At 69.2% G+C, this 19,427-nt stretch carries 17 protein-coding genes and 1 rRNA gene; 9 read left to right on the forward strand and 9 right to left on the reverse strand.

The window, feature by feature from the left end; genetic code table 11:
- Window positions 1-3: 3 nt before the first annotated feature.
- The 4 genes from Amac_RS43705 to leuE all read right to left on the reverse strand — a co-directional run bounded on the left by Amac_RS43705 (window position 4) and on the right by leuE (window position 2,591).
- Window positions 4-744, reverse strand: a complete 741-nt coding sequence (locus Amac_RS43705) for an SDR family oxidoreductase (RefSeq protein WP_155360342.1) — start codon at window positions 742-744, stop codon at window positions 4-6.
- A 115-nt stretch (window positions 745-859) separates the two neighbouring features.
- On the reverse strand, window positions 860-1,060 hold the full coding sequence (locus tag Amac_RS43710) for a hypothetical protein (protein ID WP_155360343.1): 201 nt from the start codon (window positions 1,058-1,060) through the stop codon (window positions 860-862).
- A gap of 77 nt (window positions 1,061-1,137) precedes the next feature.
- Window positions 1,138-1,770 (reverse strand): VC0807 family protein, encoded by a 633-nt coding sequence (locus Amac_RS43715; protein WP_155360344.1) that lies wholly within the window; start codon window positions 1,768-1,770, stop codon window positions 1,138-1,140.
- Between the two features lie 179 nt (window positions 1,771-1,949).
- Window positions 1,950-2,591: a leucine efflux protein LeuE gene (gene leuE, locus Amac_RS43720; RefSeq protein ID WP_155360345.1), complete on the reverse strand. Its 642-nt coding sequence runs from the start codon at window positions 2,589-2,591 to the stop codon at window positions 1,950-1,952.
- Window positions 2,592-2,716: 125 nt separating this feature from the next.
- Here leuE and Amac_RS57575 point away from each other — a divergent pair, with 125 nt between their 5' ends.
- Window positions 2,717-2,851: a hypothetical protein gene (locus tag Amac_RS57575; RefSeq protein ID WP_281356405.1), complete on the forward strand. Its 135-nt coding sequence runs from the start codon at window positions 2,717-2,719 to the stop codon at window positions 2,849-2,851.
- Entirely contained in the window at window positions 2,851-3,969 is a 1,119-nt protein-coding gene (locus tag Amac_RS43725) for a YeiH family protein (RefSeq protein ID WP_155360346.1), read from the forward strand. The genes Amac_RS57575 and Amac_RS43725 overlap by 1 nt, the downstream gene beginning before the upstream one ends.
- Before the next feature lie 45 nt (window positions 3,970-4,014).
- On the opposite strand, the gene Amac_RS56840 is transcribed toward Amac_RS43725, so the two are convergent.
- The gene (locus tag Amac_RS56840; protein WP_155360347.1) at window positions 4,015-5,058 is read right to left on the reverse strand and encodes a class I SAM-dependent methyltransferase; all 1,044 of its coding nucleotides are present in this window, start codon (window positions 5,056-5,058) and stop codon (window positions 4,015-4,017) included.
- Window positions 5,059-5,156: 98 nt separating this feature from the next.
- On the opposite strand from Amac_RS56840, the gene Amac_RS43735 reads away from it, so the two are divergent.
- A complete protein-coding gene (locus Amac_RS43735; protein ID WP_170322953.1) occupies window positions 5,157-7,895 on the forward strand; it encodes an AfsR/SARP family transcriptional regulator in 2,739 nt (912 codons plus the stop codon).
- Here the strand turns inward: Amac_RS43735 and Amac_RS43740 are convergent.
- On the reverse strand, window positions 7,892-9,463 hold the full coding sequence (locus Amac_RS43740) for an ABC transporter permease (protein ID WP_155360349.1): 1,572 nt from the start codon (window positions 9,461-9,463) through the stop codon (window positions 7,892-7,894). The genes Amac_RS43735 and Amac_RS43740 overlap by 4 nt on opposite strands.
- Window positions 9,460-10,344, reverse strand: coding sequence for an ABC transporter ATP-binding protein (locus tag Amac_RS43745; protein ID WP_155360350.1), 885 nt, complete (start codon window positions 10,342-10,344; stop codon window positions 9,460-9,462). Before Amac_RS43745 ends, Amac_RS43740 begins: the two co-directional genes overlap by 4 nt.
- 81 nt (window positions 10,345-10,425) lie before the next feature.
- Between Amac_RS43745 and Amac_RS43750 the strand changes: the two genes are divergently transcribed.
- From Amac_RS43750 to Amac_RS43770, 5 genes are all read left to right on the forward strand, one after another.
- Window positions 10,426-10,899, forward strand: a complete 474-nt coding sequence (locus Amac_RS43750) for a GbsR/MarR family transcriptional regulator (RefSeq protein WP_218038485.1) — start codon at window positions 10,426-10,428, stop codon at window positions 10,897-10,899.
- 211 nt (window positions 10,900-11,110) lie between these two features.
- Window positions 11,111-12,742: a chitinase gene (locus Amac_RS43755; protein WP_155360351.1), complete on the forward strand. Its 1,632-nt coding sequence runs from the start codon at window positions 11,111-11,113 to the stop codon at window positions 12,740-12,742.
- Between the two features lie 10 nt (window positions 12,743-12,752).
- Window positions 12,753-14,312, forward strand: coding sequence for a chitinase (locus Amac_RS43760; protein ID WP_155360352.1), 1,560 nt, complete (start codon window positions 12,753-12,755; stop codon window positions 14,310-14,312).
- Window positions 14,313-14,353: 41 nt separating this feature from the next.
- Window positions 14,354-15,904 (forward strand): cellulose binding domain-containing protein, encoded by a 1,551-nt coding sequence (locus Amac_RS43765; RefSeq protein ID WP_246269079.1) that lies wholly within the window; start codon window positions 14,354-14,356, stop codon window positions 15,902-15,904.
- A gap of 123 nt (window positions 15,905-16,027) precedes the next feature.
- The gene (locus tag Amac_RS43770; protein WP_155360354.1) at window positions 16,028-17,332 is read left to right on the forward strand and encodes a putative hexosyltransferase; all 1,305 of its coding nucleotides are present in this window, start codon (window positions 16,028-16,030) and stop codon (window positions 17,330-17,332) included.
- Here Amac_RS43770 and Amac_RS43775 read toward each other — a convergent pair.
- A complete protein-coding gene (locus Amac_RS43775; protein WP_155360355.1) occupies window positions 17,305-17,730 on the reverse strand; it encodes a hypothetical protein in 426 nt (141 codons plus the stop codon). The two genes, Amac_RS43770 and Amac_RS43775, sit on opposite strands and share 28 nt — an antisense overlap.
- Window positions 17,731-17,740: 10 nt before the next feature.
- Window positions 17,741-18,796: an AI-2E family transporter gene (locus tag Amac_RS43780; RefSeq protein WP_246269080.1), complete on the reverse strand. Its 1,056-nt coding sequence runs from the start codon at window positions 18,794-18,796 to the stop codon at window positions 17,741-17,743.
- Window positions 18,797-19,271: 475 nt separating this feature from the next.
- Between Amac_RS43780 and Amac_RS43785 the strand changes: the two genes are divergently transcribed.
- A 16S ribosomal RNA gene (locus Amac_RS43785) occupies window positions 19,272-19,427 on the forward strand; the annotation flags it as partial.

Raw genomic sequence — 19,427 nt, forward strand, 5'->3', positions numbered from 1 at the left:
CGGTCAGGTCATCGTCTTGCCGCCGTTGACGGCGAGACGCTGGCCGGTCACGTACCGGGAGTCCGAGGACGCCAGGAAGGCGACCACGTCGGCCACGTCCGCGGGCTCCCCCATGTGCGTGAGCGCGGTTCCCTTGAGGTAGTCGGCGAACTCCGCGTCGGTGGCCCCCGCGTGCCGCTCCACCGGAATCCAGCCGGGCTCGACCGTGTTGACCGTGATCCCGTACGGGCCGAGCTCCCTGGCCCACGTACGAGTCAGCCCATGCATGGCGGCCTTCGCAGACACATATGCCGACATTTCGCGATTACCGAGGTCGACGACCTCGCTGCCCACGTTGATGATCCGCCCGGTCCCCGCCGCCCGCATGTCCGGCAACACGGCCTGCAGGATCAGCAGCGGCGCCTTGACGAAGAACCGCAGCTGGTTCAGATGGTCGTCCCACGTCACCTGATCGACCGGGATCAGCGGCTGCGGCCCGGTCGCGTTGTTGACCACCACCGCGATCGGCCCCAGCTCCGCCAGCGCCGCCCGCACCTGCTCCTCGTCGGTCACGTCGAACCGTGCCGGCGCGACCGAATGCCCGCGCGCCTTGATGCGCTCGGCCACCCCGGTGGCCCCGGCGGTGTCGTGCGCGTAGTTGAGCGCCACATGCCAGCCGTCCGCCGCCAGCCGGTCGGCGATGAAGGCGCCCAGGCCACGCGAAGCACCGGTGACGAGCGCGGTGCCGAGGGAGTTTCCGGTCATGACGGTCCTTTCCAGAGCCGCCAATGATCGTACGACATGTCGGTACAACGCCCCAGAACAGCAGAAAAGGCCCGGCTGGGCGATCGAGGAGATCGCCCTGCCGGGCCAGGGACGATCAGCTGCCCTGACGGCGTGGTGGCATCGTGTCCCGCGAACCGGGCTCGCGGCCGTGGTCACGGTTGCCGATGCCGGGCTTACTGTTCGGCTGGCCGGGCATCTCGTCCGGCCGGCGCTGGTGCGGCTGAGGGTTGTTCTCCCCAGGGCGAATGTCCCGGTCGCTGCCGGGCTGACGTGGGTTCTTCTTCTTAGCATTCATGCTAAAAGGATTTCCGCCTGACAAAGCGGACAAACGTGTTCAGACTGACATGAAGCACCCCGAGTGCGACTTTGACCCTAAGCCGGATTTTCAGCGTGCAAACGGCTCAAAACCCTACGAAACGCCCAAACTGAACCCACGAAAGCCAGTCCGGTGATCAGCGCCACCACCAGCGCGCGCGTCAGCGGGTATTCGGCGATCGACTGGTGCACCAGTAGCCAGATGCTCACGGTCGAGTTGGCCAGCAGCACGAACGCCCAGAGCAGGGTGATCCGGGCGAAGAACCGGCGCATGCGCTCGTGCCTGAGCACGAACAAGGGCAGATGGATGTAGTCGAGCGTGAGCTTCTGCACCAGCGGGCGGCGCAGCCGGACCGAGGCGATGAAGATCATGCTGATGCAGATCGTGCCGATCTCCGGCTGGATGAAGTAGACGACGTGATCATTGGTCCACAGGCCGAGCAGCGTGCGGAAGGTGATCGCGATACTGGCCACGATCATCGTGCCCGGAATCGGCAGCCGCCGGATCAGCCGCCACCCCACGCTCCCGTACACCCAGGTCGCCGCCGCGATCAGCGCTCCGGCGAAGCCGAGCAGATAAAGCGCCGAGTAGAAGACCGCGAGCGGCGCGATAACGCCCTCCAGAATCCTTGGCACCGCTTGTTTGATCATCGCGGTGGCGCGGGGCAAGGCGAATGGAGGGTGAGACATGGGGCTCCTCAGCAAGCGACGGCGAACCGACGCTAAAGGTTTCTTCACCTGCCCGGAGCAGGTATTGAAAAACCCTTGGGCAGACCATGGCTGGTGAGTAAAGGTACCTGACCCTTAGGGGAGCACACGCCTATCCCTTAGGGGACAAGCCTGAGGTAACAGGGTTCTTACCTCCGGGTTCACCCCAGGCTGGCGGTGGCCAGCTTCGCGCTGAAGCCCACGAAAAGCGCGCCCACCACGGACGTGAGGCCCGCTGACAAGGCACGACGGCGCTGGAACTGGGTGGCCAGGAAAGTGCCACTAAAGATCAGCGCGGACAGGTAGAGAACGCTGAAGATTTGAATGATCACGCCGAGAATCAGGAACGAGAGCGCGGGCGCGCCATAACTGCGATCGACGAACTGGACGAAGAACGAGACGAAAAACAAGATCGCCTTGGGATTCAGCACGCTGATCACCAAAGCTTTCCTGAATGGATGCCCCGCGGTCATCGCAGGGGCCTCCTGTGCTTCCGCGGTGCCGCGCCTGGACCGCCAGGCCGACCGGAGCATGGTGAACCCGATCCAGGCCAGGTAGCCCGCGCCCGCGTACTTGACGATCGCGAACAGCACCGCGTTCCGCAGCAGCGAGGCCACCCCCGCCGCCGTCGCCACCATCAGCACGGTGTCGCCGACGAACACCCCGGCTGCCGCCCGGTAGCCCACCCGCACGCCGCGCTGCGCGGCCGTGGAGAGCACGTAGAGCGAGTTCGGTCCCGGCAGCAGGATGATCAGAAACGCGCCGATGACGTAGGTCCAGATGTCGGTGATCCCGAAGAACATGTCACTCCCTGAGCTGCCGGAGATAACACGGTATCGCCTGGTCTGGTAGATCGCCCGGGGGATATTTACCTCTAATCCCTATGGGATTACCATGAAATCTCCCCAGCCTGCAGAGAGGCCCTCCCATGAGTGAGCCCGAACCTCCCACCAGCACAGAGTCCCGCACCGCGTTCAACGAGGACTGGGCGGCCACCATCCTCGGCCTGGTCCTTCTCGTCCTGGTCCTCACCGGCGTCATCCCGACAGGGCTGGTGCCCTGATGACCACCGAGAACCGCAAAGCGGACATCACTCCCGAGCACACGACGGAGAATTCGTCCTTCGCCTGGGCCGCCGGTGGCGTCTTAGCCGTGCTCGTGCTCGGCGCGGCCACCCGCTACCTGGAGCAGAACGTCCCCGAATGGTTTGAAGGGGACTTCGCCTCGGCCATCGAATACCCCGTCTACGCGATCCTGCTCGGCCTGCTCGGCAACGCGGTGCTCACCGCGACCGGGGTCAGGGACCGGCTCGCGGGCGGGTTCCGCACCGAGTTCTTCATCAAGACCGGCCTCGTGCTGCTCGGCGCGTCGATCAACCTGAGCGTGATCGTCACCGCCGCCGGGCCCGCGATCATCCAGGGCATCGTGCTGATCACCTCGGTGTTCCTGTTCACCTGGTGGCTCGGCGGGAAGCTCGGCCTGGAGGACAAGCTCCGGGCGCTGCTGTCGGCCGCCGTGTCGATCTGCGGGGTGAGCGCGGCGATCGCGGCGGCGGGAGCCGTACAGGCGAAGAAGGAGCAGCTCGCCTACGCGGCCAGCCTGGTGATCGTGTTCGCGTTGCCGTCGATCTTCATTCTGCCCTGGCTGGCCGGCCTGCTCGGGCTGTCGCCGGAGGTGGCGGGGGCCTGGATCGGCGGGAACATCGACACCACGGCGGCGGTGACGGCGGCGGGGGCGATCGTCGGGGAGGAGGCGCTGGCGGTCGCCACCATCGTCAAGGTCACCCAGAACGCCCTGATCGGCATCGTCGTGGTGGCGCTGACCGCGTGGTTCGCGTTCCGGATCGAGCGCCGCCCGGACGCGGCGGCCCCAGCCCTGAGTGAGCTGTGGCGGCGGTTCCCCAAGTTCGTGCTCGGCTTCATCGCGGCCTCGGTCGTGGCCACCTGGTATCTCAGCACGGTGCCGGCCGCCGAGGGCAAGGCCACCATCGCGGTCGCCAACGACCTGCGGGTCTGGTTCCTCATCCTGGCCTTCGTCAGCATCGGCCTGGAGTTCCGCCCGGCGTCGCTGCGCGCAGCGGGCTGGCGCCCGGTCGCGGTGTTCGGCGCCGCCGCCGTGGTCAACCTGCTGCTCGCCCTCGCTCTGGCCGCCCTGCTGTTCAGCGGCTTCACCGTCGAATAAGGCCAATGAGACCGGCCACCTCCTGGTCGGTGGCCGGTCTCACGTTCACGGGCGGGCAAGGCGGTAGAAGCGCCAGAACGGGGAGTCGATCGGGAGCTCCTGGTAGCTGAGCCCGGCGGCCTTCGCCCAGCGGGCCACGGTCGGGGCGCGCAGCGCGGTCCCCGAGGCCTCCGCCGGGGACTCGGCCATCGTGGCCGGGAGGCAGTGCAGCACGCTGCAGGCGTAGTGGAAACGCTCCACCGGGTCGGCCGGGGCCGCGTACTCGTGCGCCACCTTCTCGTCGGCGATCAGGATCGAACCGCCGTTGGTGAGCTGGTTCCGCGCGGCCCGCAGCACCTCGCCCGGGTCGGCCATGTCGTGCAGGGCCTCGAAGATGGTGATCAGGTCGAACGCGCCGACGGCCACCCGCGCGTCCCCCTGCTCGAACGTCACCCGGTCGGCCACCCCCGCCGCGGCGGCGGCCAGCTGGGCCTCCTCGACCGAGGTCTTGTCCAGGTCCACGCCGTGCACCTGGACCCGGGGGTAGGCCCGGGCCAGCGTGATCGAGCTCGCGCCAAGCCCGCAGCCCAGGTCCAGCACCCGCGCGCCCGGTTCGGCCTGGAGCCGCCGGTGCAGGTCGGGCACGGACGGGATCCAGGTCTGGGTGTACTCGTTGAGGTACATCGGGCGGTTGACGGAGGCGATCCCATGCCGGACGTCCCGGCCATACGCCTCGTACGGGATGCCCTCCCCGGTCCGGAACACCCGCAGCAGCTCGGGCAGCACGCTCGCCATCCCGGCGAACAGCATCGCGGCTGGCGCCACGTGGTAGGGGCTCTCCGCGTCCAGCAACACCTCGGCGTGCGCGGGCGACAGGCTGAACCTGCCGTCCTCGTAGTCCAGGTAGCCGGCGGCGGCCTGCTGCTCCAGCCACTCCTTGGCGTACCGGGGGGCGAGGCCGGGCAGGCCCTCGGCGGCGGTGACAGGGCCGGTGGCGGCGAGTGCGCGGTACAGGCCGAGTTCGAGGCCGAGATGCACGGTCAGCACCTCGGCGGCGGTGGTCACGTCGCCGATCATTCGCTCGGCGAGAAGGTCACGAGAATCAGTCATGAGGGTGACTGTGCCCGCCGCCACTTGCACGACGCGTACGGCTCGCGTACACGCAAAAGTACGTAGACCCCCGCCGGGTGATGGCGGATCGTGACAGCGTGGAATTCCGCGTTCTGGGGCCGGTGGAGGCCTGGTTGCACGGGCGTCAGGTGTGCGCGCCCGCGGGGAGACAGCGAGCGCTGCTGGCGGCGCTCGTGCTGCGCCGTGGCCTGGTGGTCCCGGTGGACATGCTGGTCGACGAGGTGTTCGGCGAGGACCCGCCGCGCAGCGCGCGCAACGCCCTGCAGACCTACATCACCCGGCTGCGGCAGGCGCTCGGCCCGCTCGGCGCGGCGATCGTCACCCGCGCGCCCGGCTACGTGCTGGAGGCGCCCGCCGAGGCGGTGGACGCGGAACATTTCACCCAGCTCCTCGACCAGGCCCGCCAGTCTCCGCAGGCGCTCACCCTGCTGGACCAGGCGCTCGCGCTCTGGCGCGGCCCGATGGCCGCCGAACTCGGCCCGGACGCCATCCGCCTCACCGAACTGCGCTTGGCCGCCCGCGAGGACCGGGCCGCCGCGCTGCTGGCGCTGGGCCGGGCCACCGAGGCGGCGGCCGAGCTGGAGGGACTGGCCGCCGCCGAGCCGTGGCGGGAGCGCACGGTCGCCCTGCTGATGAACGCGCTGGCCGAGTCCGGCCGGGTGCCCGCCGCGCTGGCCGCCTTCGCCCGGCACCGCGACAACCTGCGCGAGGAGCTGGGCCTGGACCCGTCGGCGACGCTCAGGAACCTGCACCAGCGGCTGCTGCGCGGCGAGGCTCGGCCCGTGCCGGTGGCGCCCAAGCCGTCGCCCGGCCTGATCGGGCGGGAGCGGGAGATCGCCGTGGTCGCGAACGCGCTCGCGCAGCGCCCGCTGGTGACCCTGGTCGGTCCCGGCGGGGTCGGCAAGACCCGGCTGGCCCAGCAGGCGGGGGAGCGCCCGACCTGGGTGGATCTGGCGCCGCTGCGCGAGCCGGAGACCGTCGTCCCGGCCATCGCCGAGGCGGCGGGCGTGCGCGCCGAGCCGGGCGTGGAGCCGCTGGGCGCGCTGCGGGAGTGGGCCGGCCGCGCGGACGGGCTGCTCGTGCTGGACAACTGCGAGCACCTGCTGCCCGCCGTCGCCGCCGCCGTGACCGCGCTGCTGGCGGCCGGCACCCGGCTGCGCGTGCTGGCCACCAGCCGGGAGCCGCTCGGCGTGCCCGGCGAGCTGGTCGTGGACGTGCAACCCCTCACCGTGCCCAGCGCGATCGAGCTGTTCATCGCCCGGGTGCCCGTCTCCGGCTTCACCCCCGACGCGGCGCTGCTGGGCTCGATCGCCCGGATCTGCGCCGCCCTGGACGGGCTGCCGCTGGCCATCGAACTGGCCGCCGCCCGGATCGGCTCGCTCACCGTGGACGACCTGGCCGAACGCCTCGACGCGCGGTTCCCGCTGCTGCGCAGGACCGGCGCGGGCCGCCACCACGCGCTGGAGGACGTCGTCGACTGGTCCTTCGACATGCTCACCGAGGACGAGCAGCGGCTGTTCCTGCGGCTGTCGGTGTTCGCCGCCTCCTTCGACATCAGCACCGCAGAGGCGGTCGTCGCCGACGACGACCTGCCCGCCGAGCGGGTCGCCGACCTGATGGCCCGGCTGGCCGACCGGTCGATGATCACCCGCCCCGGTTCGGCCGGGATCGGGTGTTACCGGCTGCTGGAGACGCTCCGGGTGTACGCGGCCTCCCGGCTGCCCGACGCGGACCGGTTCCGCCGCCGCCACGCCGAGGTGCTCGCCGGCTTCACCGAGCAAGCCGACCGCGGGCTGTTCGGCCCCGACGAGGTGGCCTGGACGCACCGGCTCGACAGCCGCCTCGACGACATCCGCGCCGCCTGGGCCTGGTCCAGGGAGGCCGACCCCCGGCTCATGATCCGGCTGATCGCGCCGCTGTTCCGGTTCGCCTACTGGCGGCTGCGCGGCGATCTGCTCCGGCTGGCCGCGCCGGGGGCGGCGGCCGGTTCCGGCGAGTGCCTGGCCGCCACCGCGTGGGAGGCCTCCATGGCGGGCCGCCTCGACGAGGCCCTGAAGCTGGCCGCGCGGGCGGTGGAGCTGGACCCGGACTCCCCGGTGGTGACCGAGATCTTCGGGGACGTCGCCATGTTCAACGGCACGCTGGACGACGCGGTCGCCGCCTTCCAGCGGGCCCAGGAGAGCAATGAGGAGCCCGCGGCGCAGGCGATCAGCCTCGGCAACCAGGCGCTGGCCTACTCCTACGGCGGCGACGACGCCGAGGCCGCCGCCCACGCCGACAAGGCGCTGGCGCTCGCGCTCGACTCCGGCAACCCGACCGCGATCTGCTTCACCCGCTACGCCCGCGCCGAGGCCCTCGCCGACCTCGACCCGGAGACCGCGCTGGAGCTCTTCGAGGCCGCCCGGGTGACCGCCGACGAGATCGGCAACCGCCTGGTCTCCGGCGTCGTCCGCACCGCGAGCGTGGCCCTGCGCGGCAGGTACGGCCCTGCCGAGCCGGCCCTGCGCCTCTTCCACGAGGTGATCACCCACTGGGTCGCCACCGAGAGCAGGTCACTGCTGGTCACCGCGCTGCGCAACCTGGTGCTGCTGCTCGCCAGAACCGCGCGCGACCAGGCCGCCGTGGAGCTGGCCGCCACGCTGGCGGCCACCACCCCGGTCGCCTCGTACGGCGTCGAGGCCCGCCGGTTGCACACCGCGCTCACGGCGGCGCGGCACCGGCTGGGCCCCGAGGCGTACGCGGACGCGTGGGCGCAGGGCGCTCGGCGTTCGTTCGAGGAGACCGCGTTGCGTGCGTTGGAATTGATCCCGGCTTAACCGACGTCGCGGCGGCGGAAGCCGTACAGACCGGCCAGGATCAGGAGCAGCGCGAGGGCGCTGAGGGTGAGCACGGGGGTCGCGCTCAGCGTGCCGCCGGGCAGGTGCGGCGTGTGGGTGAACGGGGAGACGTCCAGCACGATCTGGTCGAGCTGGAGGACCGCGCCGATCTGGCCGAGCAGCAGGAAGGCGCCGAGCGCTCCCCAGGCCAGGGCGGACAGCCGGGGCAGCAGTCCGAACAGGGCCACCGTCAGGCCGGTCAGCACGGCCACGGCCGGCAGCTGCACCAGGGCGGCGCCGATCACGCGCGGCAGCTGGCCGCCGACGTCGTTCATGCTGGCGCCGTAGCTGATTCCCAGCGTGACGCCGAGCGCCAGCAGCGCGACCGCGGGCCCGAGGACCGCGAACACCACGTGGCTGAGCGCCCACGGCACCCGCCCGGTCGAGGTGGCCAGCACCGGTTCCGCCCGCAGCGCGGTCTCCTCGGCGCGCATCCGCAGCGCCGCCTGGATGCCGTACGCGGAGACGGCGATGGCCAGGATGCCGAGCAGCCCGGAGACGAACGCGTCGGCCAGCGAGGCGGTGCCGCCGAGCCTGGTCATGATGTCGGCCATATCGGGGTTGTCGGCGAAGGCGTCCATGACCGCCGACGCGGTGCCGCCGAGCGCGAGCCCGGCCACCCCCATGCCGACGCTCCAGCCGATCAGCAGCCCGCGCTGCAATCGCCAGGCCAGCGCGAACGGGCTGGCCAGCGTGGTCGACGTGGCCGGTCCGAGCCGGGCGGGGAGCACCCCCGCGCCGACGTCCCGCCCGACCGAGATCCGGTACGCGGCTCCGGCGAGGACCACGAACAACGCCAGCGGGAGCAGCAGCACCCACCACTTGTCGGCGGCGAACGGCTCGCTCTGCTGCCCCCACGCCAGCGGCGACAGCCACGACACCCACGAATCCGCCGGGTCCCCGGCCGCCCTGATCAGGAAGGCCACGCCGAGCACGATGATCGCCAGGCCGCGCGCCGGGCCCGCGTTCTCGGTGAGCTGCGCGGTCAGCGCGCCCACCCCGGCGAACACGATGCCCACGACGGCCATCGAAAGACCGAGCAGCAACGACCCGCCGGCCTCCAGACCCGAGGAGATCAGCGTGACCGCGATCAGCAGCGCCAGCAGCAGGTTGGCGGCGGCGGTCACGATCAGCGCGGCCGACAGCGCGGCGTGGCGGCCGATCACGGTGGCGGCGATGAGCTCGCGGCGGCCCGCGTCCTCCTCGGTCCTGGTGTGCCGGATCACGGTGAGCAGGCTGATGAGGGCGAGAATCGCGTACACGGTGCCGACTCGCTGCGCGGTGAGCGCGCCGACGGAGTTGCCGAAGAGGGGGCCGAGCAGGGATTCGAAGGAGGGGGTGGCGGCGGTGGTGAGCGCGTACTGCTCGCGGGCCGCGTCGTTGGGGAAGAGCTCGGCGTAGCTGGCCGCGTAACTGGCCGGGAGGGCGCACAGGATGATCACCCAGAGGGGGAGGAGCACCCGGTCCCGGCGCAGGATCAGCCGGATCAGGTGCCAGGTGCCGGTCATGACCGCGCCGCCACTTCGTAGTGCCGCTTGAACAGCTCCTCCAGGGTCGGCGGCTGGCTGACCAGGCCGCGCACCCCGGCGTGGGAGAGGTGCTTGAGCACGGCGTCGAGGTGGTCGGCGTCGACCTGGAAGCGCACCCGGGTGCCGTCCACGTGCAGGTCGTGCACGTCCGGCAGGTCGGTGATCGGGGTGGCCAGCTCGGCCGTGATCGAGGTGCGGCTGAGGTGGCGCAGCTCGGCGAGCGTGCCCGTCTCGACGGTCTGGCCGCTCCTGATGATGCTGACCCGGTCGCACAGCAGCTCGACCTCGGCCAGGATGTGGCTGGACAGCAGCACGGTGCGGCCGCGCCGCTTCTCCTCCTGGATGCACTCCCGGAAGACCTCCTCCATCAGCGGGTCCAGGCCCGAGGTGGGTTCGTCCAGGATGAGCAGCTCCACGTCGGAGGCGAGGGCGGCGACCAGGCCGACCTTCTGCCGGTTGCCCTTGGAGTAGGCCCGGCCCTTCTTGCGCGGATCCAGGTCGAAGCGCTCCAGCAGCTCCGCGCGGCGCGTCTTGTTGAGGCCGCCACGCAGGCGGCCGAGCAGGTCGATGACCTCGCCGCCGGACAGGTTCGGCCAGAGCGTGACATCGCCCGGTACGTAGGCCAGCCGCCGGTGCAGCGTGGTGGCGTCGTTCCAGGGGTCTCCCCCGAGCAGCCGCGCGGAGCCGGCGTCGGCTTTGAGGAGTCCGAGAAGCACGCGGATCGTGGTGGATTTACCTGATCCGTTCGGGCCCAGAAAGCCGTGCACCTCCCCGGTCCCGACCGTCAGGTCCAGTCCGTTCAGCGCGTGTGTCCTGCCGAAACTCTTGTGGAGGCCGGACACCATGATGGCGTTTTCCATGGTTCAGAAGCTACACTGTATTCACAAATTTGTGAAAGATGTAGAGCTTTTGAATCCCGTATGGTTTGCGTAGGGAGGCGTATGAGAGACGAAGAAGCGGCCCGCCAGTCGGCGGAGCGCATGGCGATGATGTTGGTGGACTGGGGGTTCCCCCGGATGCCCGCCCGGGTCCTGATGGCCGCCATGACGGCCGATGAGGAGCTGCTGACGGCGGCCGACATCGGCGAGCGCCTCGGCGTCAGTCCCGCGGCCGTCTCCGGCGCGGTCCGTTACCTGATCCAGCTGCGCATGCTCATCCGGGAACCGCTGCCGGGGTCGCGGCGGGATGTCTACCGGCTGCCGCCGGACGCCTGGTATGAGATCACGGCCCTCAAGGGCGCGCTCTTCAAGGTCCTGGCCGGCATGTCGGACGAGACGGTCCAGGCCCTCGGCGAACAGACCGCGGGCGGGCGGCGGATGGCCACCATGCGCGACTACTTCCTCTTCGTCGAGGGAGAGATGCCGAAGCTGCTGGAGCGCTGGCGGAAGCACAAGGCCGACAACGGCCTTGACTGACATGTCGTGTTAACCAGATGAATTGGGCCTTGCCTGGTGGCAGGGCCCGGGGCTACGATCACGACAACTTTTAGGAAACTTTCCTAAAAGAAACATCAACTACCGACCTCCCTCTGCGTCCCGTCACCAGACGCGCCCACACGGGCGGCCGCCCGTCCACCGGCCGCTCGGATCCGCATGCCTTCCCATCGACCCCCGCAGAGGTTGTGACATGCAGAGCAGGTTTGTCTGGCGTGTGCCGTCCGCGATCGTCGCCGTCGTGGTCGCCTTCGCCGCCGTCCTCTTCGCCGCCGGCCCCGCGCAGGCCGCGCCCAACACCGCCGTCTTCACCAAGGTCTCCGACTGGGGCACCGGGTGGGAGGGCAAGTTCGTCATCACCAACGGGGGCACCACCCCGATCAACGGCTGGTCGGTCGCCTTCAACCTGCCCGCCGGGTCCAACATCGGCTCCTTCTGGGACGCGGCGATGACCCGCAGCGGCCAGCGGTTCACCTTCACCAATGTCGGCTGGAACGGCACCATCCAGCCAGGTGGAACCGCCAGTTTCGGCTTCAACGGCAGTCCTGGCGGCGCGGGTGCGGTGATCAGTAACTGCACCCTGAACGGCGCGGCCTGCGGTGGCGGCACCAACCCGTCGCCGTCGCCGTCACCCTCGCCGTCCCCGCCCGGGCCGAACGCCCCCGGCAAGCCCGGCACGCCGTCGGTCACCGGCGTCACCAACACCTCGATCTCGCTGTCCTGGGGCGCCTCCAGCGGCACCGTGACCGGCTACCGCGTCTACGAGGGCACGACCGTCCGCGCCACCGTCACCGGCACCTCGGCCACCCTCAGCGGGCTCGGCGTCTGCACCTCGCACACCTACACCGTGCGGGCCTACAACTCGGTCGGCGAGTCGACCGCCAGCGACCCGGCCAGCGGCTCCACCACCGGCTGCCCGATCGGCCCGCTGCCCAAGCACTTCCTCACCGGCTACTGGCACAACTTCGTCAACCCGGCCACCGAACTGCGCCTGTCCGCGGTCCCCAACGAGTACGACCTGATCGCCATCGCCTTCGGCGAGGCCACCACCACCCCCGGCCAGGTCGTCTTCGGCCTCGACCCCGGCCTGTCCAGCGCGCTCGGCGGCTACACCGACGCCCAGTTCCGGGCCGACGTGCAGACCCTGCACTCGCGCGGCAAGAAGGTCATCCTCTCGGTCGGCGGCGAGCTCGGCCGGGTCCAGGTGGCCAGCGCCACCGCGGCGGCCACGTTCGCCAACTCGGTCTTCGCCATCATGCAGAGCTACGGCTTCGACGGCGTCGACATCGACCTGGAGAACGGCCTCAACGCCCAGTGGATGGGGGAAGCCCTCCGGCAGCTGCGTACCAAGGCGGGTTCCAGCCTGATCATCACGATGGCCCCGCAGACGATCGACATGCAGTCCACCGGGATGGAGTACTTCAAGCTCGCCCTGGCCATCAAGGACATCCTCACCGTCGTGCACATGCAGTACTACAACTCCGGTTCCATGCTCGGCTGCGACCAGTCCTTCGCGTACTCGCAGGGCACGGTCAACTTCATGACCGCGCTGGCCTGCATCCAGCTGGAGAACGGCCTGCGGCCCGACCAGGTGGCGCTCGGCCTGCCCGCCGGGCCCGGCGCGGCCGGGGGCGGCGTGATCTCGCCGTCGCTGGTCAACCAGGCGCTCACCTGCCTGGCGACCAGGACCAACTGCGGGAGCTTCGTGCCGCCGCGGGCGTATCCGGCCATCCGCGGCGCGATGACCTGGTCGATCAACTGGGACGCCAGCAACAACTGGAACTTCTCCCGGACCGTCAAGCCGCACCTCGCGACGCTTCCCTAAGGAATCCTCGATGAACCGCATCCGGATGGCGGTGGCGGCGGCCGTGCTGACCATCGCCGGGGCGGTGCTGGTGGCCCAGCCCGCCCGAGCAGCCAACATCGCGACGAATCCCGGGTTCGAGTCGGGCCTGGCCGGGTGGACGTGCGCCGCCGGGGCCCAGGCCGTGACGACGCCCGTGCACGGCGGCACCAGGGCACTGGCCGCCACCCCGGCGGGCACCGACATCGCCCGCTGCCAGCAGACGATCACCGTGCAGCCGAACACCGCCTACTCGCTGTCGGCCTGGGTCCGGGGGAACTTCGTGTTCCTCGGCGCGGTCGGGTTCAGCGAGACCTGGGCCGCGCCCGGCGCGGCGTGGACGCAGCTGACCCGCAGCTTCACCACGGCGCCCGGGCAGACCAGCGTGACGATCTACGTCAACGGCTGGCACGGGCAGGGCACCTACTACGCCGACGACGTCGTCTTCGACGGTCCCGGTACAGTGCCGCCCTCTCCGTCACCTTCCCCGTCCCCCTCACCGTCGCCGTCGCCGTCCCCCAGCCCGCCGCCTCCGGTGGGCAACCGGTGGATGGTCGGCTACCTGCACGCCTCATTCGCCAACGGATCCGGATATATCCGGATGGCGGATGTGCCGAATGAGTGGGACTTCATCAACCTCGCCTTCGGCGAGCCCACCTCGGTCACCTCCGGCGACATCCGATTCAGCCAGTGCCCGGTCGCCGAATGCCCGAACGTCGAGACCGAAGCCCAGTTCATCGCGGGCATCCGGGCCAAGCAGGCCGCCGGCAAGAAGGTCCTGATCTCCATCGGCGGCCAGAACGGCCAGGTCCAGCTCACCACCACCGCCGCCCGCGACAAGTTCGTGCAGTCGGTCGGCGCGATCATCGACAGGTACGGCCTGGACGGCCTGGACATCGACTTCGAGGGCCACTCCCTCTACCTCAACCAGGGCGACACGAACTTCCGCAACCCGACCACCCCGGTCGTGGTCAACCTGATCTCGGCGCTCCGCTCCCTCAAGACCAGGTACGGCTCCCGCTTCGTGCTCACCATGGCCCCCGAGACGTTCTTCGTCCAGCTCGGCTACCAGTTCTACGGACCCGGCACGGGCGGCGCCGACCCGCGCTCCGCCTCCTACCTGCCGGTCATCCACGCCATGCGCAACGACCTCACCCTGCTGCACGTGCAGGACTACAACTCCGGCCCGATCATGGGCCTGGACAACCAGTACCACACCATGGGCGGTCACGACTTCCACGTCGCGATGACCGACATGCTGCTCGCCGGCTTCCCGGTCCGGGGCAACACCGCCGACGTCTTCCCCGCGCTGCGCCAGGACCAGGTCGCCATCGGCCTGCCCGCGGCGCCGTTCGCCGGCAACGGCTTCACCACCGTGGCCGAGGTGCAGAAGGCGTTCACGTGCCTGGCCAAGGGGACCGGGTGTGGGACCTACCGCCCGCGCGGGGTCTATCCGAACCTGCGGGGCCTGATGACCTGGTCGATCAACTGGGACAAGTACAACGGGTTCGAGTTCTCCCGCAGCCATCGTCCGTACCTCAACGCGCTCTGATGGGACAGATCATGAAATTTCGGTTCTTAGCTGGACGGCGAGTGGGGGCGACTCTCGCGGCGCTCGCGATCGCCTTCACCGGCGCGGTGGCCGTGGCCACGCCCGCGCACGCGGCCCCCAACACGGCCGTCTTCACCAAGGTCTCCGATTGGGGCACCGGGTGGGAGGGCAAGTTCGTCATCACCAACGGGGGCACCACCCCGATCAACGGCTGGTCGGTCGCCTTCAACCTGCCCGCCGGGTCCAACATCGGGTCCTTCTGGGACGCGGCGATGACGCGCAGCGGGCAGCGGTTCACCTTCACCAACGTGGGCTGGAACGGCACCATCAACCCGGGCGGGACCGCGAGCTTCGGCTTCAACGGCAGCCCCGGCGGCGCGGGCGCGGTCATCTCCAACTGCACGCTCAACGGCGCCTCCTGCGCCGGCGGCACCCCGCCGAATCCCGGAACCCCCGGCACGCCGGGCAACCCGTCGGTGACCGGAACCACCAACACCTCGATCTCGCTCTCTTGGGGCGCCTCCAGCGGCACCGTGACCGGCTACCGCGTGTACGAGGGCACGACAGTGCGCGCCACCGTCACCGGGACCAGCGCCACCCACTCCGGGCTCACTGCGTGCACGTCGCACACCTACACCATCAAGGCGTACAACGGGAACGGTGAGTCGGCGGCCAGCAACCCGGTCACCGGATCCACCACCGGCTGCCCCCCGGCCACCGGCAAGATGCCCGGCGCGCCGTACCTGTTCATGGGCTGGGGCGACCCGCCCGCGCCCGCGACCATCATGAGCACCACCGGCGTGCGCTCCTTCACCATGGCGTTCATCCTGTCCAGCGGCGGCTGCAACCCGGCCTGGGACGGCAACCGGCCGCTCACCGGCGGCACCGACGCGGCGGCCATCTCGGCGATCAAGGCCGCGGGCGGCAGCGTGCAGATCTCGTTCGGCGGCTGGCAGGGCAACAAGCTCGGCCCCAACTGCGCCACCCCGGCCGCCTTCGCGGGCGCGGTGCAAACCGTCATCAACGCGGTCGGCCCGGCCGTCGTCGACTTCGACATCGAGAACTTCGACGAGTTCGAGAACTACACCGTGCAGGACCGCATCCTGAACGGCCTCAAGATCGTCAAGCAGAACAACCCGAACGTCAAGGTCGTCGTCACCTTCGGCACCACGACCACCGGGCCGAACTCGCACGGCATCCGCCTGATCAACCAGGCCAGGGCGCTGAACGTGCCGATCGACAACTACACGATCATGCCGTTCGACTTCGGCAGCTCCAACATCCAGAACGACACCATCAACGCCTCAGAAGGCCTGAAGAACGCGCTCAAGTCGGCGTGGGGCTGGACCGACGCGCAGGCGTACGCGCACATGGGCATCTCCGGCATGAACGGCCTGTCCGACCAGCAGGAACTCACCACCACCGCGGCCTGGACCGCGATCAGGGACTGGGCCAAGTCCAAGGGCCTGACCCGCTTCGCGTTCTGGGCGGTCAACCGCGACCGTCCCTGCCCAGGTGGCGGCGTGGTCTCCAACTGCAGCGGCATCGCCCAGACCGCCTGGGACTTCACCCGCATCACCGCCGGTTTCTGACCGGCCCCGAGCTGTACGGCTCACGCCCGCGCCGGGACGCCGGGCGTGAGCCGTACATTCACTGGAAGATTTCGGCGCCCGGGTGGCTGAGCCCCCCGGGCGTCGGGCAGTCTTAAGGCCGTCATGGACTACGCAATCCCCACGGGCCTCGTTCTCGTCACCGGTGTCGTGCTCGCCATCCTCGCGCAGCGGAGGGGGTGGAATCCCTCCCTCGCTGTCGCGCTGAGCGTCGGCCTCGCGGTCCGCGTGCTGATCATGCTGCTCTCGGCCGCGGACCACTGGCAGCCGATCGACTACGTCAACAGCTTCCGCCCGGCCGGCGAGGCCATCCTCAACGGCGGTAACCCGGTCAACAGCGGCTGGCACTTCCTGCCCACCATTCCGTATGTGTACGGACTGCTGCTGTGGCTCGGCATCCCCTGGGAGATCGCCGGACGACTGGTCACCGTGGTCGCCGACCTGATCCTCATCCCGCTGGTCGGACGGCTGGCGGGCGGGGCCAAGGCCAACCTGCGGGCCTTCCAGTACGCGTGCAATCCGCTGGCCATCCTGGTCGCGTCCGTGCACGGGCAGGTCGAGCCGGTGTCGCTGGTGTTCGCGGTCGCGGCCTATGTCGTGGCGCGCGGGCCGGGGGAGTGGACCAGGGGCGAACCCCTGCTCGACCGGCCGTCCCGCATGTGGCGGAGCTTCGTCACCGATCGGCTGGCCACCCGGCGGGCGTTCTATGCGGGCCTGCTGATGGGCCTGGGACTGTGCGCCAAGAGTTGGCCCGCCATCCTGATTCCCGGCCTGCTCATGTTCCTGCCCGGGGTGCGCTCGCGGATCGTGGCCATGGTCGGTGTCGCCGTGCCGCCGGTGCTCTTCCTGCTCACCATGCCGCTCGGCGGCTGGGTGCGCTGGGATCAGCTGGCCGAGGTGCTCAAGACGATCAGCCTGCGGCCCAGTGACGTGCGCCCGATCACCGGCGACTGGGGGTGGACCGCGGTCTCCAGCGGCGGAGAATGGGACCTGAGTTCCTGGAAGCTGAAGGTCGGGCAGTATCTGATCTACGCCGTCGCGGCGTTCTGCCTGTACTGGTGGCGCAAGGCCGATCCGATCGACGTCACCATCGCCATCCTGCTCGGGTTCATGATCGTCACGCCGCGGCTTGGCGCGCAGTACCTGCTGTGGTTCATGCCGTTCCTGGTCGCCCGGCCGACCCGGTTCGCGTGGCCGGCCATCATCGGGTGCTCGCTCTGGGCGGCCACCGGCTACCTGGTGCTGACCCAGTTCTGCTGTGAGCAGTGGGGCGCCCTGCACGCGCCGTGGGCGGTGAGCTCGGTGCTGGTCTTCCCGCTGATCATCGCCGCGATGCCGTGGAACCGCCGCGACGCGGCTCCGGTCGAACCAGTGGTCTCGCCTCAGTTGAGTATGAGCCGGACCAAGTGACCGTGGCTTCGGAAGCCGGGCGGGTCGCCGTCCAGCACGCCGGTGACGCAGTCGAAGACGCCTGGTTCGCTTTGCCGTACGAAGAAGACGGGCTCCGCGATCGCGGACAGGAGGCGGATTGCGGTCCGGTGCACCTCGATGGGCTTGATGTCCTTATTCTCGTTGGTCGGGGTGAGCGTTACCTCGTAGACGCCGTCGTCGAGCAGCTGCTCGGTGGTGAGCGTCCAGTCCTCGCCACACGCGCGGCGCAGGTGCGGAAGCAGGTGGGCCTCGGGCTCCTCGGTGACCCAGCCGTCCCGTTTCATCGTGTCCAGCAGGCTCTGGACCTGCGGATCCATAGCGGAGCCGTCCGCGATCCCGGTCTGCCGCTCGTCGATGTCCCAACGCCGCGTGGTCATGAGGCCGACCTTACGTCGCGGTCGGTTCCGTGGCGGGCAGCTCTCCCGAAATCAGGGCGGCCGCCATCGAACCGTTAGGATCGCTGTCGATCAGGATGGCCCGGGCGAGCAGGCTGAGCGGAATCGCCAGCAACGCGCCGAGCGGCCCCAGCACGAACGCCCACACGATCAGTGACAGGAATGTCGCCGTCGTGGACAGCCCCACCGCGTCGCCGAGGAACTTCGGCTGGATGAACGACTGGATCACCACATTGATCACGATGTACGCGATGATCACGAAGAGCATGGTCTGGAAGCCGCCTTCGAGCAGGCCGAGCAGCGCGGGCGGAACAAGACCCAGGATGAACCCGATGTTCGGGATGTAGTTCGTGATCAGCGCGAGGATTCCCCACAGCACGGGAAGCGGCACGCTCAGGATGTACAGCGCGATCACATCCAGGACCGCGCAGATCAGACCGAAGATCGTCGACACGATCAGGTAGCGGCGGGTCCGGTCGGTGAACGTGGTGAGCGCCTTGTACATCGCGGGGCGCCGGCTCTCGGAGGCCTTCATTATCTTGCTGTAGATCGGCGCGTCCAGGCTCATGGCCAGCAGCAGCACCACGATGAGGAACACGCTCGACAACACGCCGAGCAGCCCGGACAGCACGCTCTGCGCGACCCCGATGAGGTTGGCCGGATTGAAGGAGGAGATCGCCTTGTTGATCTGCTCGCTCCCCATGCCGAGACCCGCCGCCCAGCGCTGCGCCTCGGTCACGAGCTCGCTGAACTTATCGGCGTACTCCGGCGCGAGCAGGGCCAGCTGCGCCGCCGCGAGGGTGAGGATCGCCACCATGCCGAGCAGCACGAGCAGCACGACCGCCAGCGGAATCGCCACCAGCACCCAGGTCGGCGCCTTCCGGCGGCCCAGCCAGTCGCGCAGCGGCGACACCGCGATCACGAGCACCAGAGCCAGCACCACCGGCCCGAGAATCGACCCGACCGCTTGGATCCCCGCGAGTGTGATCACCGCTCCAGCGGCACAGAGCAGGACAATCAGCGCACGCGGCACTCGTAATTCGTTCACGATGCGTTTCTACCCGCTCGGGCCTGCAAAGATCCGGTGTTCTGGGCGGTACGGCCGTGGTTTGGGGCACGGGGGGCCGGAGATGATGTTAACCTTGAGGAGTCGGTGCGGCCCTGGTGTGGCCGTCGACTCTCTCTCACAAACCTCGTCTGGGTGTCGATTCGCTTGATGTCCGGAGAGCTGGTAAGTTAGAGGGGTTGCCCCGGATTCGGGGTGGTCCGAAGTCCCGCAAGATGATCAGGTCGGTGTCAAGTCGGTTGATTTGACAGAGATCGGGAAGCTTGCGAAGATCGTGACACAGCGTGAACGACACCTCCGGTTGAGAATCCTTCGATTCGAAGGCTGGATGTTCGTGTGCGTTTCTTGAGAACTCAACAGTGTGCTAAAAGCCAGTGCATGATGCACAACCCCGTCTATTTGACGGATTCCTTTGGTTGAACATTATGTTTCAGCCGGAGATCTTCTTTTCAAGCATTTTTTGGAGAGTTTGATCCTGGCTCAGGACGAACGCTGGCGGCGTGCTTAACACATGCAAGTCGAGCGGAAAGGCCCTTCGGGGTACTCGAGCGGCGAACGGGTGAGTAACACGTGAGTAACCTGCCCCTGACTCTGGGATAAGCCTGGGAAACCG

This window comes from Acrocarpospora macrocephala, assembly GCF_009687865.1.
In the GTDB taxonomy this organism is placed as follows: Bacteria; Actinomycetota; Actinomycetes; order Streptosporangiales; family Streptosporangiaceae; genus Acrocarpospora; species Acrocarpospora macrocephala.